General features: G+C 63.8%; 9 protein-coding genes. 1 reads left to right on the top strand and 8 read right to left on the bottom strand.

The annotated features are described in order from the left end of the window. Window positions 1-6 precede the first annotated feature (6 nt). Entirely contained in the window at window positions 7-636 is a 630-nt protein-coding gene (locus AC2ISB_RS15930; RefSeq protein WP_486577192.1) for a MotA/TolQ/ExbB proton channel family protein, read from the bottom strand. Between the two features lie 500 nt (window positions 637-1,136). Between AC2ISB_RS15930 and proA the strand changes: the two genes are divergently transcribed. After that, window positions 1,137-6,968, top strand: a complete 5,832-nt coding sequence (gene proA, locus AC2ISB_RS15925; RefSeq protein ID WP_486577191.1) for an anti-phage protein ProA — start codon at window positions 1,137-1,139, stop codon at window positions 6,966-6,968. A 225-nt stretch (window positions 6,969-7,193) separates the two neighbouring features. On the opposite strand, the gene AC2ISB_RS15920 is transcribed toward proA, so the two are convergent. The 7 genes from AC2ISB_RS15920 to tssK are packed head-to-tail and all read right to left on the bottom strand — an operon-like array spanning window position 7,194 to window position 17,882. Beyond that, complete coding sequence (locus AC2ISB_RS15920; protein ID WP_339109796.1) at window positions 7,194-7,724, bottom strand: hypothetical protein; 531 nt, start codon at window positions 7,722-7,724, stop codon at window positions 7,194-7,196. A gap of 46 nt (window positions 7,725-7,770) precedes the next feature. Further along, window positions 7,771-9,768, bottom strand: a complete 1,998-nt coding sequence (locus tag AC2ISB_RS15915) for a serine/threonine-protein kinase (protein WP_330647211.1) — start codon at window positions 9,766-9,768, stop codon at window positions 7,771-7,773. Then, window positions 9,765-10,535 (bottom strand): PP2C family protein-serine/threonine phosphatase, encoded by a 771-nt coding sequence (locus tag AC2ISB_RS15910; protein WP_330647212.1) that lies wholly within the window; start codon window positions 10,533-10,535, stop codon window positions 9,765-9,767. Before AC2ISB_RS15910 ends, AC2ISB_RS15915 begins: the two co-directional genes overlap by 4 nt. Window positions 10,536-10,553: 18 nt before the next feature. Next, window positions 10,554-11,228, bottom strand: a complete 675-nt coding sequence (tagF, locus tag AC2ISB_RS15905) for a type VI secretion system-associated protein TagF (protein ID WP_330647213.1) — start codon at window positions 11,226-11,228, stop codon at window positions 10,554-10,556. 3 nt (window positions 11,229-11,231) lie between these two features. Beyond that, entirely contained in the window at window positions 11,232-14,885 is a 3,654-nt protein-coding gene (gene tssM, locus AC2ISB_RS15900) for a type VI secretion system membrane subunit TssM (protein WP_330647214.1), read from the bottom strand. A 1-nt stretch (window position 14,886) separates the two neighbouring features. Further along, window positions 14,887-16,551 (bottom strand): type IVB secretion system protein IcmH/DotU, encoded by a 1,665-nt coding sequence (gene icmH, locus AC2ISB_RS15895; protein ID WP_486577190.1) that lies wholly within the window; start codon window positions 16,549-16,551, stop codon window positions 14,887-14,889. Continuing rightward, the gene (gene tssK, locus AC2ISB_RS15890; protein ID WP_330647216.1) at window positions 16,551-17,882 is read right to left on the bottom strand and encodes a type VI secretion system baseplate subunit TssK; all 1,332 of its coding nucleotides are present in this window, start codon (window positions 17,880-17,882) and stop codon (window positions 16,551-16,553) included. The genes icmH and tssK overlap by 1 nt, the downstream gene beginning before the upstream one ends. Between the last annotated feature and the right edge of the window lie 87 nt (window positions 17,883-17,969).

Below are 17,969 nucleotides of genomic sequence, written 5' to 3'. Positions count from 1 at the left end.
CGGGCCTTATCCCTTATGCGCCGGATCAACCCGCCCGTAGATCGCCGCGGAAATCAGCGCCTCGGCCATGATCCGTTCCTGATCGATGCGGCTTTCGAACCATGTGGTGATGAAACTTGCCACCAGCGCCAGAGCCAGCCCCGCCGCCGTGGTCGTCAGCGCCGTCCAGATCCCTCCGGCAAGGCTGGCCGGATCGGCCATCCCCTGCGTGACCGACAGCGTGGCGAAGGCGTCGATCATGCCCAGCACCGTGCCCAGAAGCCCCAGCATCGGGGCCGATTGCACACAGATATCAAGGAAGCGCATGTACCGCCCCATCCGCGCCAGTTCGACAAGCGCGGTCTGGCGCCCCAGCTCTTCGGCAAATCCGGTATCGCCCGGGCGGGCCTGAAGCCCCGAGATCACTCCGGCCAGAACACGCCCCAGCACGGTCTTCTGGGTGCGCGCGGCGGTAACCGCCTCGTTGACGCGCCCCGCAAGCCACAGATCCAGCGCGGCCTCTGCCTTATGCCCCCCGCCGACGCCCATCTTGCGGAATTGCGCCAGTTTGCGAAGGGCCACCGTCAGCATGGCCAGAGACAACAGTCCCAAAGCCGCAAAAACAGCGAGTGAAAGCGGAGAAAGAAGCTGTGACATGGCAACCTTGTCAAAATCAAATCGAAATAGGTATGGCAGGGATCTGGCACAAAGGCCCGAACGTCTCTGTGCCGACCTATCATAAGCTATAGTAACATGGCCAGCCCGATCCGCCGCAGAGCGCCGATCGGCTTCCTGTCTCTGCCGCTTGCTCTTCGCACATCATGTCTGGCACTTGCGCAAAAGCCGCCCATAGGTAGCCGTCCTGTCTGTCGCGAGGCGCGGATCATGGCGGCCTTGGGCTTAGACACGCGCCACGGTCCAATCAGCGGGAGAGTGCATGGCGGCGAACTCCGGATCAGCCAGACCCAGCTTGGGCAGCAAACGCTGATAGGTTCTTGCCTCACCTATAGGACTAGGCACGCGGCATCAGGCGTCCAGAACACAACCGAAACACGAACCGCACGGATGCCACCATGCGGAGGATCCGCCGCGACGATTGACAGTTTCTATCCTATATGTCTGACTGGCTTATGATTTTAAGAACCAGGTAGCGCAAAATGTCATTTGATACGGCTGAGGAACACACGCGCGGCCAAGTCGCGTTGGAGCTTGACGTCGCGCAGAAAGTGAATTTTGCATCCTCCCAGAATGGCGTTTCCGTGCTGAAGAAGGTTGCGCTGCAGAACCTGACAGATGTGCCGCTGGAGAAGCTGACCCTCGAGCTGTCCTGTCGCCCCGGATTGATCCGCCCGAAAATCTGGACGGTGGACCGGTTGATGCCCGGCCAAAATCAGCAGTTGCCTGACCTTGAAACGCCGCTTGATACACAGCTCCTTGGGGGGCTCAACGAGGCGGAACGGGGGGAGCTGCGATTTGTCGTCAAACAGGATGGGGCGGCGCTGCTCGACGAATGCCATCCGATCGAGATGCTTGCACGTGACGAATGGGGCGGTGTTGGCGACATGGCGCATCTGCTGGCAGCTTTCGTCTCTCCGAATGATGCGGTCGTCGCAGCTGTCCTGAAAGACGCCGGGCGGCTGCTGGAAAGTGCTGGGCAGAGCGGCGCGATGAATGGCTATCAATCCGGCGACCCGTCCCGATCATGGATGCTGGCAGGGGCGATCTGGTCGGCGGTTACGGGTATGGGGCTGACTTATGCGGTCCCGCCTGCAAGTTTCGAACTGAACGGCCAGAAGATCCGCGATCCCGGACGGATCAAATCCGAGGGTCTGGCGACCTGCCTCGACACGGCCCTCCTACTGGCGGGCTGTTTCGAGGCAGCGGGCCTCAATCCGGTTGTTCTTTTCTCCGAAGGCCACGCCTGGACCGGTGTCTGGCTGACCGGACGCGACTTCGGGAGCATCAGCGAGCCTGATGTGATGACAGTCCGCAAAGCCATCGAGGCGCGTGAATTCGTGGTCATGGAAACCACCTTGCTGACGCATCGGCCCAGCGTGGGATTCGAGCAGGCGGTTGATACGGCGCGAGATCTTGTGTCGGAACGCAATGAACATAACTTTGTCATGGCAATCGACATCCGGCGGGCGCGGGCCGCGCGCATCCGCCCGCTTGCCAGCCATCGCTCCGCACCGGAGGCCGAAGCCGAGGAGGTCGTTGCAAGTCCGGCGGCTTTGCCACGACCGCTTGATCTGGGGCTTCTGCCGGGCGAACTGATCGAGGAGGCCGCCTCGACCCCTGCGGACCGGATCTCGCGCTGGCAACGCAAGCTGCTGGATCTGTCCTTGCGCAACCGGTTGTTGAACTTCAAAGACAGCAAGCAGACGCTTCCCTTGCTCTGTCCCGATGTCTCGGCGCTCGAGGACCAGCTGGCAGAGGGCAGGAAGTTCCGCGCGCTTGCGCTCAAGGACGAAGATCCGGTCGGCACGCGTGACCTTCTGGCAAAAGACGAGCCCAAGCTCCTTGAAGAAGTGGCGAAGGACGCGTTTGCCAAGGGCCAGATTGCGGTACCACTGACGGGCAGGGAAAGCGAGCGTCGGCTGCTGGAGCTGCACCGGCGTGCCAAGAGCGACCTGCAGGAGGGCGGCACGAACACGCTGTTCCTTGCGGCAGGCTTCTTGCGCTGGAAAAAAACCGAAGGGGATACCCGCAGCTATCGGGCGCCGCTCCTTCTGGTGCCGGTGAAAATCTCGCGTAAGTCTGCCCAGTCGGAATTCGTGATCGAACATCACGAAGATGACGTGCGCTTCAACACTACCCTGCTGGAGTTCCTCAAGCGGGACTTCGACCTTAAGGTGCCCGAACTGGAGGGCGAACTGCCGCGCGACGAGAGTGGTTTCGACCTGCCGCGTATCTTCGAGATCATGCGCCGCAAGGTGCGCGATGTTGCGGGGTTCGAAGTGGTCGAGGATCTGGCGCTCTCGACCTTCTCTTTCGCCAAGTTCCTGATGTGGAAGGATCTGGTCGAGCGCACGGATGGCCTGCGTGAAAGCGCCTTGGTGAGGCACCTCGTCGACAACCCGACAGAACCGTTTCTGGCCGAAGGGGCGCCCGGGTTACCGGTTGCGGTTGATGTGGACCGCAGGCTTGCGCCGCGTGATCTGTTCACGCCGCTCCCTGCGGATTCCTCGCAGCTTGCAGCGGTTCTGGCCGCGCAGGAGGGGCATGATTTTGTCCTGATCGGTCCGCCGGGAACGGGCAAGAGCCAGACGATTGCCAATATCATTTCTCAATGCCTTGCCATGCAGAAGACCGTTCTCTTCGTGGCGGAGAAATCGGCCGCGCTGGATGTGGTGCAGCGGCGTCTCGCTTCGCACGGACTGGGCGATGCGGTGCTGGAGTTGCATTCCAACAAGGCCGACCGGAAATCGGTATTGGCGCAACTGGGCCGCAGCTGGGCGCGGGCGAGCAGTGCTTCTGAGGCCGAGTGGATCAGGGTGACAGATGACCTGACGGTCACCCGCGAACAGCTGAACGCCTATGTCGCGGCCTTGCATGCAAAGGGCACGCAAGGCTTCAGCGTGTTTCAGGCCATCGGAAAAGCCGCTGGTCCGGCGCAACCGTTCAGCCTGTCTTTCGCCAATAAAGACGCGCATGATGCACAGAGCTACATGCATTTGCGAAAGCTGGCCGAGGCGCTTGGCCGCTGCCATGACATCATCGCAGGCCGTGCGCCGCTGCCGCTGATCGAGGCGGCGGAATGGTCCTTCGGCTGGCAGGCCGATCTTCTGGAGCGCGGCGCGAAACTGAGCCTCGCCACCCAAGAGCTGTCCGAGGCGGCAGAGGCGCTTGCGCATCAAGCGGGGCTGGCGTGGACAGGTGCGGGCGATACGTCAGAGCTTCAACCGCTTGTGCTTCTGTCGTCGATCCCCGAAAGCGGTGCGGATGTCAGCTGGTCGCTCAAGCGCGATGTCCGCGAGCTACAGGCTCAGACAGAGGCGCTTACGGAAAACCTTACCGCCTACAGGGACGCCGCCGCGCGGACGTCCGGGCGCTATCCGATGGATCGGCTGGACAGTATCCCGCTGGATCAGCTTGATGCCAACTGGCGGCTCGCGCAGACCAAGATGTGGCCGTTCTCGGCCTTTGCCAAATCTTCGGTTCGCAAGCTATTGCAGACCTATGCCGAGGGGGGCAGTGCCGATCCGCAGACCGATATCGTCGCTTTGGCCGATGCCAAACGTATCAGGGCCGGTATTGAAGCCACGCCACTCAACGGGTGTCCTGTGGTCAAAGGCGTGCAAACGGATACCGCACAGCTGAGCGCATGGGTCGATCAAGCGCGCGCGTTACACGCGGCTATTGCCCAAGTCACGCCGATGGTCACCGATCCCGTTCGGTGGGATCTGGCCTGCCAGAGCCTTGCGAGGGAAAGCGGCGGCCTGAGAGACGCGATCACGTTCTTCCGGCACAGGCAGGGTGTGTGGAAGGAACATGCCGATGCCTTCGCGCAGATCGCGCAGGTATCGCCCGACGGTATGGCGCTATCCGATGTGCTGACAGCTTTGCAGGTCATTCAGGACAACAAGGCGCATCTACAGGACTGGACCCGTTGGGTCGAAATACGGACGCAGGCCACGGGCGCGGGGCTTGAGGCGCTGGTTCTGGCTGTGGAAGAGGGGCAGATCGAGGACGATATCGAAGCTGCCTTCACCTCTGCCTATGCGACGTGGTGGTTGCCGCAGGCCATGGATGCCCAGCCCGAGCTGCGCGGATTCTCCCACTGGTCGCATGAGGATGCGATCAAGCGCTTCAGGCAGCTGGATGATCGGGCGACCTCCATGGCGGCGGATCAGGTTCTCTCCCGCATCCAGCACGGGTTGCCCGCGCAAGACGCCGTCGCGCGCCGCTCGGAACTGGGCACATTGCGCCATCAGCTGGGGCTGCAACGGCCCAGCATGCCGATCCGGGAGCTAATCTCGGAAATGCCCGATGCCTTTACCAAGCTGGCGCCTTGCGTGCTGATGTCGCCGCTTTCCGTGGCGCAATATCTGCCTGCGGGACAGGCCGCCTTCGATGTGGTGATTTTCGATGAAGCCTCCCAGATCACCACGTGGGACGCGATCGGTGCGATCGCACGGGGCAAACAGGCGATCATTGTCGGAGATCCGAAACAGTTGCCGCCTACGAATTTCTTCGGACGCAGCGATGCCGGAGAGGAGGATCTGCCGGAAACAGAGCGCGATCTGGCCTCCATTCTGGACGAGGTTGCCGCAGCAGGGATTCCGACGCAGCAGCTTGACTGGCACTATCGCAGCCGGGACGAGGCGCTGATCGCCTTTTCCAACTGGCATTATTATAGCGGTCGACTGGTGACATTTCCCTCTCCGGCGACGGTGTCGGACGCGGTGCAACTGCATCAGGTGGATGGTGTCTACGGGCGGGGCATGGGACGGACCAACGAGTCAGAGGCCCGCGCGATTGTCCGCATGACAGTGCGCCGTCTCAACGAATGGCTGGCTTGGCCGGAAGAAGAGCGGCTGACGCTCGGGGTCATCACCTTCAATGCCGAACAACAGGGGCTGATCCTCGATCTTCTCGACGAGGAACGCCGCAAGAACCCCGATCTGGAATGGTTCTTCGAGGATGCGCGCGAAGAGCCGGTTATCGTGAAGAACCTCGAGAACATCCAAGGCGACGAGCGTGATGTCATGCTGTTCTCCATCACCTTCGGCCCCGATCATGCGGGCAAGCTCTCGATGGCTTTCGGGGCGCTCAACAGTGACGGCGGCGAAAAGCGTCTGAACGTTGCCGTCACGCGGGCCAGAGCCGAGCTGCATGTTTTCGCCTCGATCCGCGCGGACCAGATCGACCTGACCCGGACCAAAGCCATTGGCGTGAAACATCTCAAAGGCTTCCTCGATTTTGCGGCCCGCGGTCCGGTGGCACTTCCGGCGCAGGATAATGGCTCGCTTGGTCCGGTCGAGAATGTCTTCGAGGCCGCGATCAAGCTGGCGATCGAGGCCAAGGGATGGGAGTTGCGTCCGCAGATCGGCGTCTCGGGCTTCCGGATTGACCTTGGCGTTGTGCATCCCGATCACGCGGGCGTCTACCTTGCAGGGATCGAATGCGATGGCGCGACCTATCACGGCTCGGCCACAGCGCGGGACCGTGACAAGGTGCGGCAGGCGGTGCTGGAGAACCTTGGCTGGACGATCTTCCGGATCTGGTCGACCGACTGGTTCCGCAACCCTGCCACTGTGGTCGAGCGTATTCATGCCGCACTGAGCGCGCATCTCGAGGCGGATCGGGCCAGACGTGCGGAAGACGAGGCCGAACGTGAGGCCAAGTTTGTGGAAACGCTGGAGGAAGAAGACACGGACGTTGATGCGGACGAGAGTAACAAAATCGTCTCCGCCGAAACGCCGGTGCCGCAAGAGGTCAGGACATCCCCCGCACCCGCCCGTCAGCCGCCGAAATTTGCCAGCGGCGCGCAGGCAGGTATCGTGGAGCCCAATGATGCGACCGAGATCATTCCCGATCCAAGCAGGTTCTATGATGCCGATTACATTCCCATTCTCGAAAAGATGATCGCGGAGATCGTCGGGCAAGAGGGCCCTATGCCAGTGGCCTTACTCGGCAAGCGTGTGTCGGGGCGCCATGGCTGGCAACGGACAGGACGGCGGATCTCCGAGCAAGTGTCCGCAGCTCTTGGCCATGTCGAAATATATCGCGAGGGAGACGTTGATTTCCTTTGGGTCTCCGGCACGAAGACCGACAGGCTGGCGTTCCGCGCGGGGACGGATCGCGCGATCCGGGACATTTCCCGGGCCGAAATCGCCGAACTTTACGAGCGCCACGCAACCGAGTTGAGCCGAAGCGAAGATCCGGTGCTCGATCTCGCCCGTCACGCGGGGATCGCGAGACTTTCGGCGGATGCGCGTTCGTATCTTCTGACATGCCTAGAATGGCAAAGGGCCACAAGGCTTTAAGGCCGCAGACCTTCGGGGAGGGTCCAGAACTTTGTGTATCGGCCCCGATCCGTGCGGTTTGGATGCAAGGGCGTCGAAGCGCCCGCCACAGGATGGCTAAAGGATTGCGCGGGTCTGTGGTGAACAGCAGTCCCGACATGCTGCAGCTTGGTGCAAATCGGCCGTAGAGTGGAAGGCATCGCGGCTTCAGGCACAGCCAAACCGGCCGGTGGAAACCGTCGATCGCTAGCGATAAACGCCGATAAAATAGCCCGGCTCGGCATCCGTCTGGGCGGCGACCGGTTTGCGCATCTGTGCTGCCTCACGGGGCGGGGCGGCATATGCGTAGGGCACAACCGTTGAAAGAGGCGCCCCTGCCGTGACGGGATAGGCTTCGGGCGCACGCGCTGGCACAGGTGCCGCGCGCAGGGCAACAGACCCTGTCGCCGGTGAAGGGGTCGCAACGGGGCGGTTTTGCGGCAAGCGGACGGGCGCATCAGCGGCGGGGGCAGGCATGGCATCGACAGATGGCAGCGCCGCCTGTTGTGGGAGCGGCACGCGCGGCAGGGTGCCTGCTGCGGGCCGTACGGCTCCGGCGCTTTGCCCCTCATACCGGCCAAGTTCGTAGCGGGTGCTGCGCCTGACTTCGGGCAGGGCCGACGGCGCGGCAAGGCTTGGCGTGGCCGGTGCCTGCGTGCCATGCCAGACGGCCAGACCGACACCGCCTGCAACCGTGCCGCCAATCAGAAATGCCGAAACCACAATAAGTTTAATCATCTGTCGAGCGTAACCCAGAATACGAAAAGCCGATAGGCAAAAATCATTACTCGGCCGCCTCATCAGGAGCAGGATGCAGATGGATCGGTGTCACCCGCACCGAGACCTGTTGCCCCGTCTGCCTGATCTCGGCCAGCAGTCCCGGCATGATCTTGGCGGCCTCTGCGCCATCCTGCAGCGTCGCCAGACCCACAAGCGCCTGCGTGCTGGCGATGCTCAGCACAAGCTGCGTCTGTGCCTGCCCTGCCGCGCCGGTCGAAAGGGCAAAGGCCAGATCCTTGCCCGTCAACCGCCCGCCAAGATTGTAGATCTGTCCCTCGGGCGTCACCAGCCCGACCCATGTCTGGGCCTGCGGATCCGCCTCGAGCGTGGCCCGCAGGGTTTCCCCGGAGGCGATATCGTCATTGGCCACGGTCAACGCCAGATCAGGGCCCGGACGGGCCTGCATCTCGCGGGCGAAATCCAGCACAGGGCATTGTGCATCGGTAATACGGGCATCAAACCGCCCCGGTGCCGCACCGAATGTCTTCGCATAATCGGACACCAGATCCGGTGCCGGCAGAGTGGTGCCCGCATCGGCCGTCGACAGCACCGACAGCACCCCCGTGCGCGGGCCTGCGGTGAGACGATGGGCATAAAAACAGGCCGGAGCCGACGGATAGCTGGCCAGAAACGCATCGCGCGTGCCTGCCTCGCGCGGGGCCAACCCGTTGGCGGCCTCGGCCACAGCCCCCGTCCCTGAGGCCTCCATCTGGCCCTGAGGCCGCAACCAGCCGCTTTGCCAGCCTGCAAAGCCCAGCACAGCGGCAAAAACCACCCCCATCAACAGCACAAGCCGCCGCGGCAGCGGGTCGCGTTTGCGCTTCGGAGCAGACGCCTTGTCCATGCCCGACCGCTCGGGCACAGGGGCCTCGGGCGGGAGCGGCCCCTGCAAGCCGGGCGGCAGGCTCAGACCGGCCACGGGGCGCGGCTGGGCGGGGGCACGCAAAGCCTCGATCTTGGCCAGAAGCGCCTCCATCGAGGCCGGACGGTCCGCCGGATCGGGGGCCAGCATCTGCCGCAGCAAAGGTTGCAACCGCAATGGCACCGCACTGATATCGGGCACCTCGGCACGCCGCTCGATCGCTTCTTCGATCGTGGCGCCCATCTGCAGCGGCTTGCCCTGCAATGCCGCAATGACCAACAGGGCCAGCCCGTAGATATCGGCGCGCGGTCCCGCATCGCCGCCATAAAGGCCAAGCTGTTCCGGAGCCACATATTTCAGCTTGCCCGCAAACTGGTTATCAAGCTGGCGGTCGCTCTGGATAGCCGAGCGCGCGATCCCGAAATCGATCAGCCGCGCCTGTGCGATATCACCGCCCGGCAGCATCACGTTATCGGGCGAAAGATCGCGGTGGATCACTCCCAGCGCATGGGCGGACCCCAAGCCCCCCGCAAGCCGTTCCATCAGAGTCAGCGCCGCTTCCGAGCCAAGCGTGCCACGGCTGACCACGTAATCCGACAGCGCGATCCCGTCGATATATTCCATGACAAGGAAATACCGGTCGAGTTGCGGGTCCTGCACGTAATTGTAATAGCGCACGATGGCCGGATGGGTCAGCTGGCGCAGCGTGCGGGCCTCGCGGCGAAACAGCATGGCGGTCTGCTCGTGCTCGGCCAGAACCGACAGCACCAGCTTGATGGCCACCGGATCCCCCGTCCCGATCTCCACCCCGCGATAGACCGAGCCCATGCCTCCGGCCTTCAACTCGGCGGTGACGCGGTAATTGTTGTTGATCAGCGTCCCGATCTTGAGATCGGCCTGCCCTGCGGATGGCTTGGCAGAAGGGGCGCCCGCTGCCGCCCCCGTATCGAAGCGTGTCGCCTCCTCTGTCGCGGGCGCAAAGGCGAATTGCGTGCGCTCGTCATCGCCTTGCGGCACAGGCGCCTGCACGACCGGAGGCTGCGGAACGGAGGCCTGCGCAGCAGACGGCAGGCCCGCCAGACGGGTCGCTTCCTCATCGCCCTGTGGCGGATCGGTCGGCATATGCGGAGGGCGGGTCATACGGGTTGGGTCGTCTCGTCAAACATGGTCGGGCTGCAGCTTATCACAACCACCGTCACATTATCGCGTGCCCCGCGCGCCAGAGTCTCGCGGATCAGCTGGTTGCAGGCCGCCTGCGGCGGATAATCGCGCACGATGGCGGCAATCTCGCGATCCGCCATATGCTCCATCAACCCGTCCGAGCACAGCACGAACAGATCCCCCGCCCTGAGCTTGCCCGAAACGATGTCGCATTGCGGCTCGGCGGTGACACCGATCGCGCGGGTAATGACATTCTTGCGCGGGTAGCTACGCGCGTCTTCGGGGCGCAGCTGTCCGCCGTCCAGCATGGCCTGCAACTCGGTATGGTCGCGGCTTTGCTGCACCAGATGACCCTCGCGCATCAGATAGGCGCGGCTGTCTCCGGACCAGACGACAAACCAGTCCTCGCCCTGCACGAGGAGCGAAACCACCGTCGAGCCGATGGTCTGCCCGCCCAGTTTGACCGCATGGCTGCGGATCGCCTGATTTGCCCGCACCAGCCGTTCCATATACCGCGCCTGCAGATCCTGTTCCGAGGCCGCCACCCCGACCGAGCCGAGTTCCTGCACGATCATGCCACTGGCATAATCCCCCGCCGCATGGCCGCCCATACCATCGGCCACCGTCCACAGACCGAATTCGGGACGGCAGATCAGACTGTCCTCGTTGATCGACCGGCGGCAGCCCACATCGGTGGCGGCGCCCGTTTCGAAACAGAACACACCATTGCTGAAAAAACCGTCCATCCCCACCGTCTCCTGCCCTTACGCCGCCTCCGGCATGCCCCCCAAGAGCCAACCCATCACCCGCGCATCGGGCATCTGCGGTCCGGCAATCCACTGGGCCGCGCGGCCCGCCTCCCCCTTCGTCCAGAAATGGACCCGCGTCAACATGGCGCGCTCGCGCTCGACCGTCGCAGCCGAGCGCAGCAGCGCCGCAAGGTCGCCCTCGGGGTGATGCGCCCAGACCTGCGGCCCCTGACTGGCTTTCGCAGCCTCGTCGGGCAAGGCCAGATCAAGCCCGTGCAACAGTGCCGCAGCCCCCTGTCCCGGTTGCGCCTTGTCGAGATGCGCCGAGAACCTGTCCCACAGGCTCTGGTCCGAGGCGGGGTCGGTCGGGGCGGGCAGATCCGCCCCCTGCGTCAACAGCAGCAGCGGGAACCGCCGCCCCACCTTGTCATGGGACGGCCGCAGAACCCCCGCCAGCGTCTGACCGAAATGGCCGCGCCCGACCCAGAACCGCAGCTCTTGCGCACGGTCCCAAAAGGCAGGCCAGTCATTGCCCATCTCGTCACGCAGCCCCCCCAAAGAGGCATCAAGCCACTGATTGAGCGCCTCGACAATCGAGGCCCCCAGCCCTGCCTGCAGGAAATCGCCATAGCCCGGATGCTTGCCCAGAAGACCTATCGGCGCGGTGTTCAGAACGGATGCCTCCTGCATGGCTTACTCCACCGAGACGGGACAGGTGAATTCGGACAGTTCCGGCATGAGGAACGGCACCGTGGTGCTGTCGAATTCAAAGCGATAGGTGATCGAGCGCCCGCCCACCTGCTCTGCGACATTGGCGACATTGCCATTGATCTTGACCACGCCATTGCGCAGGAACGACACGATATCCCAACGCCCGTCATTGAAGTTCAGCGCGGAATTGCCCCCCTCGCTTTGCGGATAGAGGCTGAGATTGACCCCCGAGGATTGCCCCGGCCACACCATCTCGGCGGCTGTCGAATTGGGCTGGGTGCGCAGTTGCTTGCCATTCATCGTCAGCACTGCAAGCTGCACCGAAGGGCTGGAGCTGACATGGGTGATCGACATCGACACTTCCGGCTCGGACGAACCGGAGGCAAAAAACGCCATCCGGATCGCTTCGGCCTGCGAGAAAGAGCGCAGGAGTGCGGGCGACAGACGCTGCCCCAGCGCATTGTCGGGCGCGGGTTCCAGACCGTTTTCACCACGGCTGACATAGGGTTGCAGATAGGTGGTGAAATAGCGGTCCATCCGCCCTCCGGGACCGAAGAACTGCCCGAAAATCGCAGGCGACACATGGCGGCCATTTTGCGCGAAGGGGAAATAGGGCGCGATGAATTCGCGGCAGAAGGCCCCCACATCATCATTCAGCGCACGATTGAGCTGGCTGACTGTCGCATCCTGCGCCACCGAGGAGAATTCGCGCTCGACCCCGTTGAGCATGGTTGCCAGCGGCTTGGGCAGGGCCGAATTGTTCATCGTCAGCGTCGCAAGCTGCTGGCGCAGCATGGTTTCATCGGCCGGGGTCGGTGCCAGTGACGCATTGCGCCGGTTCTCGCGCAGCGCCTGCAGGTTCGACAGAACCACGTCAATCGCGCGCCCGCCCTGTTCGCCGTCCAGCAGACGGTGCCAGATCGCGAAATCGCCACTGATACGTTCGACCTGCGCGCGCTGGCTGTCATCGGTGGCCGAGGCCCCGCCCGCGCTTTGCGCGCGGGTCTGGCTCTTGCCGGTCGAGCTGGCGCGCAGCTGGTCCATCACCACGCGCTGGAAGACCCCCGACCCCGCATAGATCTGGTTGAAGGCCGTATCGCCCAGAGCCGCCCCCAGATCGCCCCCGCCTGCGGCCATCTGCGCCGCCTGTTCGGGGCTGAGGGTATCGAGCTTGTCGTAAAGGCGGCTCAAACGGGTCTGCCGGTCCACCTCTTCGACAAGGCGCAGCAGCGGCGAGTTGACCGACGACCCCGCCACGGCCAGTTTATCATAGCGCGGCGGGTCCGCCGACATCCGCTGCAGGGCCAGACGTGACAGCACGTTGTTCCATGCCGCATCGAATTGCTGGCGATACATGCGATGCAGATCGCGCGACAGCGACCCCAGCTGACGCTGGTAATCCACACGGTCGGCGGCATCGCCCAGCACCCAGCGATCTTCTTCCAGACGCGCGCGCGCATTCGTCAGCTCGTCAAGGAAGAAGCCCCAATAGCCCTCGAACGTATACAGACCGGGCACCACAAGCTGATGCAGGTCGGTGCCGTCATTGGTGGTCAGCACCTGATCGACCTGCCCGCCAATGGCATCGGCCAGCCCGAAGGCCGTCTGACCCGAACTGATGGCCCGATCCTTGATCGAGGCATAGGCCTGCTCGGCCAGCGGCAGGTTGACAATGGCATCGCGGGCCTTGGTCACGATGGCATTATCGATACCGATCAGGTCGGTACGGTCACCATCGAGTTGCAGCATGGCTTGCAGATGGCCCATAAGCTGGTCATGGATACGGGTCTCGCCGGGGGCGGAATATCGCGCGCTCCACAGATCGTCGAAATAGCTCTCGACCGCTGCCATATCGGACGATTTCGCAGGCCCCTGCCCGCCCAGCAGCAGATAGACCTTCAGCGCCCGATAGACGCCGGCGGTGTTGCCGTCGGCAATCAGTTGCGGAATGGTGTTTTCAAGATAGAGCACCAGACGCGGGCGCAGCATCCGCTCCAGCCCGTCGGAATAGGCGCGATTGGCCGCCTGATGCAGCTCGCTCCAGCGCGACAGGCCCATATTCTCGATCAGCGGCGGGGCGGTCTTGTCGGCATAGCCCGCGCGCATATCGCGCAGACGCTGCAATTCCGGCAGAACGGGTGCCGGATCATCGTCCGAGATCACCGTCTTCGACAGTTCCTCGCGAGCGGTATCGGCATAATCGCTGGCATCCACCTGCGCCGCGCGCAGCTGGTCGGCGCTTTTCCAGAACGCATAGCCAAAGCCTGCCATTCCCAGAAGCGTCACCACCGAAATCAGCGCCAGCCCGCCGGTATGCAGGATCTGGCGGCGGCGCACGGCCTTGCGGTCAAAGCCCACCCAGTCGCGCTCGGCAAAGATCACCTTGCGCAGAAGGTCATGCAGGAAATAGCTCTTGCCCTTGCCCGACATGAAAGCGGGACGGAAGCCCTCGGACTGGCTGTCACGCGCCATCGCCCCCAGCACCTGATCGACGGGCGTGCCCTCCTGTGTGCCGGAGGTGAAATAGAAGCCGCGCAGGATCGCCGCCGATTTGTAGCGCGTCGGTTCAAAGACCAGCCGCAGGAATTCGGCCATCTTGTCGCGCAGCATCTCCATCTGCCCCGGCAGGCCGAAAATCGCGATCCTCGAGGCGGGATCGGGCTCTTCGGTCATGCGGTCCACGACCTCGTCGCTCAGCCGCGTCAGCAGCGCGTCAAAGGCGGCGGGCACCTCTTCATGGGTGGCGGCCTTGCGGTCGCGGGTCTGGAAGGTATGCCCCCAGACCAGCTTGCGCCGCGACTGCGAGAAGGACCCGAAATATTCGCGGAACCCCGAGATCAGGTCGGCCTTGGTGAAAATCGCATAGACCGGCACATCGATGCGCAGGGTCTCGTGCAGTTCGGCCAGACGGGCACGTACGGTCTCGGCATGGGCCTGAAGACTATCCTCGGTGGCGTTCATCACGTCTTCCACCGAAAACGCCAGCATCACGCCATTGACCGGCTGGTCGGGGCGGCCCTTTTTCAACAGGTCCAGAAACGCCTTCCATGAGGCCTGATCGGCCTGACGGTCGCTGTCTTGCGTGGTGTAGCGGCCAGCGGTGTCGATCAGAACGGCATCCTCGGCAAACCACCAGTCGCAGTTGCGGGTGCCACCAAAGCCGCGCGCATGATCGGCCAGACCGTCCTGCCCCGGAAACTCGATCCCCGAATTGGCCAGAGCGGTCGTCTTGCCCGCGCCGGGCGGACCGATGATGACATACCACGGCAGATCATAGAGATAGTTGCGCCCGCCCGATTTGCGCAGCTTGGCCATCGCCTCCTGCATGCGCTCGTTCAGCACCTTGCTGTCGCTGGCGGGGGCCGAGAACAGGCTGTCTTCCAACGCCTGCGCCTTCTTGCGCCGCTTGCGCCAGCGCAGGAACCAGACAAGCCCCACCACCGCATATAGCAGGGCGATCACCCCGCCGCGAAGCCAGGGCGAGGCCAGAAGATCAAGGCCGGTCATCACAAAGCCGAACCAGATCGCCAGCCCCGCGCCCACCAGCGCCAGCGCGATCATCACACGGCGCACCCATTTATGCCGGAAGCCGGACGCCGTCGCGCGGGCTGCCTTTTTCAGAAGAGAAAATGCCATCTCAGTCCTCCCGCGGGATCATGATCTCGACCCGGCGGTTACGGGCGCGGCCTTCAGCCGTCTTGTTATCGGCCACCGGATCGGTCGCCCCTTTACCTTCGGCGCTGATACGGGCGGGGTCTTTGACCAGCCCCTCGAGCACACCGGCAACGGTCTGCGCCCGCGCCTCGGACAAGGCCTGATTGGTCTTGAAACGCCCGCGGCCCGACATCGGCACCGAATCCGTATGGCCCACCACGCGGATCGGCCCGTTTTCCTTATCCAGCGTCTGCGCAATCGCGCCCAGAAGCGGCATCACCGATTGCGTATCGGCCAAGGTCTCGCGCCCTGTGGCAAAGCGCAGTGCATCGCCCACGCGCACCAGAACCCAATCTGTGCTCTGCGTCACCTCGACCCGCCCCGCATCGATTTCGGATTGCAGCGCATCGCTGATCCGCTGCATCTGGGTCGAGCTGGCCTGATAGGGGGTCACCACGGGCTCTGTCCGCTCGATCGTGACATCGGGGATCCCGCGATGCAGCGCCAGAACCTGATCGCGCACCGTGGCAGACTGGCGGGTCAAAAGCGTGGAAAGCGTCGCAAACAGCGCCACCAGCATCGCACCTGCAATCAGCCCCACCACCCAGACGGGCGTCGCGCCGCGCTGGCGGCGGCCATGCATCGGCACGCCCTCCCAAGCGGGCGAGACATCATCATCGGGGCGCGGGCTGACACGGCGCAGGGTCTCGTAGATAGCGGAGCGGATACGCGCCAGCTCGACCGAGCCATTGGGCAGCGTCCGGTACTGGCCTTCGAAGCCAAGCTGAAGACAGCTCAGCATCAGCTCCAGCAGATTGAAGCTCTGCCCCGGCACCTTCATCGCCTCGTCGACCTTCTGGAAGAAGCCGACACCCGAGGACCGCTCGCCAAAGAAGCGCGCCACCATCGAATATTGCAGCCACATGCCACGGTCGGCACCGGGAAGGTTCTGCACGATATCATCGGCCGTGGCCGAAAGCGCATATTTCGCATCGCGCACCTGCGGCGCGGGCAGGCCACGCGCCAGAGCCCGCGTCTCGAAATCATCAATCGCGCGGGCGACATGGTCCAGCAGCGGGCCGGATTGCATCTCGACCAGCCCCGTGCGCAGACGGCCCAGCAGGATCAGAAGCCCCGTGGCCTCGGCCAGAAGCGGGTTCGAGGCCGCTCCCTCTCCGCTTTGCCGTGCCGAAGCGCGCAGTGCATCAGCCAGTGCGATGCGCGGGGCCACGCGCGCGGCCTGCGCCTGTGGCTGGTTGAGATCGGGAAACATCCCCGCGCCTTCGGGCCGCGCACCGGTATCGGGCTGGTAAAGCGGCTGGCCATAGGGAGTGGCCGCAGGCTGCTGGGGCGGCAGATAGGGGTTGGGACCGGGCGGGTTCTGCCCGGGATAGCCGCCTTGGGGCACGTGCTGCGGTGGTTGTGGCGGCACCGGATGCCCCCAGCCCTGCGGGGGCTGAGGCGCAGGATAGGGCGGCTGTTGGGGGGACGCGGCAGGATAACCCTGCTGCGGCTTCAGCGCCCCGCCAAGCCATGTGTCATCCTCGCGGGCGGGCGGCTGGGGCGCCGCCGGTCGTCCTGCATCCTTGCGCGGCGGGAAAGAGGGCAGCGGCTGCCCGAAGACGGTTTTATCGTCATCATCCGACATCAGGCGCTCTCCGGTACGGCCCAGAGTTCCAGCTTCAGATCCGGCCAGTTACCGGCAAAATGCATCCCGATCGCGGGCGCGGTCGAGAACTCGCGCCAGAGCTGGGTGGATTTGTCCAAAAGAAAATAGACGTTGGTGGACACAACGCGGATCTGCCGCGGCGGATTGGGCAGATGCACCAACCCGATACCCGGGAGGTTGTTGTTGATGATGGTCTTCATCTGGGTCGAGGGCCCGACCTTGCACAGCTGCGGGAACTGGCTTTGCACCTGCGTCAGCGGCAGCCCCGAAGAGACCTCCAGCACGAAGGTCGCCTGCGCGAAAAGCGAGCGGTCATTGACAAGGGCGGCAAAGGAATTGGCGCGCACCTCCTGTAGCGGCAGGCGCACCGCACGGCCCACATCGCGCGCCAGAAGACGCTGGATATCCGAGACCACGGGCTGGAAGCTTTCATTGGGCAGATCATGTTTATAGCCGCCGTAATCGCGCGCATGGCGGTCGCCCTGATCAAAGGTCGTCAGCTCGCCGGCCAGCGCGATCAGCCGTTCATACAGCCGCTCGGGATGGACATTGGCCATGGATTTCAGATGCCGCAGCACCGGAAGCTCGCGGTTGAGCACCATCAGCATCAGATAGTCGCTGGCCTGCATCCCCCCGCCCGAGGTCGGGTCCGAGGCATAGCGGGCCAGCGTCTCCAGCTTGGCCTCGATCCAGCCGATCACACGGCTGAGATAGCCATCATAGGCCGGATGCGCGGGCAGGCGCAGCGCCGAGGGCGGCACGCGGTCATCCAGCGTCACGATGCCGTCGCGCAGCTCCAGCACGCGGCCCAGACGGATGTTCTGATAGCCCGGACGCGGGGTCTTGCGGATGGCGATCTCGAGGCGCGGATGGGCCACTTCGATCACCTGTTCGGACCGGCTGGCGGACTGGTTATCGACCACGGTATCGCTGTCGAGCACATAGCGCGTGCTGGCATCCTTGGCCTGAGGCGCGATGTCCTGACCATTGATCGCCGCATCGGGCAATGTCAGCCAGATATCCAGCCCCGCGCCATCCTCGGGCACCTCGACCGCCAGCGGCAGGGGCGAGACCCCCGGCGCATCGAACGGCGTGCCATCCGGCATGATGCCCGAAACCTCGGTCAGCCCGATCTGGCCAAGCTGGGCCTTGTCACGATCCAGCCGCAGGGTCGCAATCCCCCAAGGATAGGGGCTGAGCACCCCCACACGCGCGCGCGTCAGATACTCGTGATAGCGATCTGCCTGCTGCAGGTGGTGCGGCTGCAGAAACAGCCCCTCTTTCCATGCGACCTTACTGAAAAGTGACATCGTCCCGAAAGCTTTCTTCCAAAGGTGCGACCAGCAAGATAGCCGCGTAAAATCCGTTCCTTTGTAGGGGGTCACCCGATTTGGTCA

This window comes from Thioclava sp. NS-SX20, from assembly GCF_057380695.1.
The sequence above is the reverse complement of the archived record's forward strand: the minus strand, read 5'-3'. Positions and strand labels throughout refer to the sequence as shown.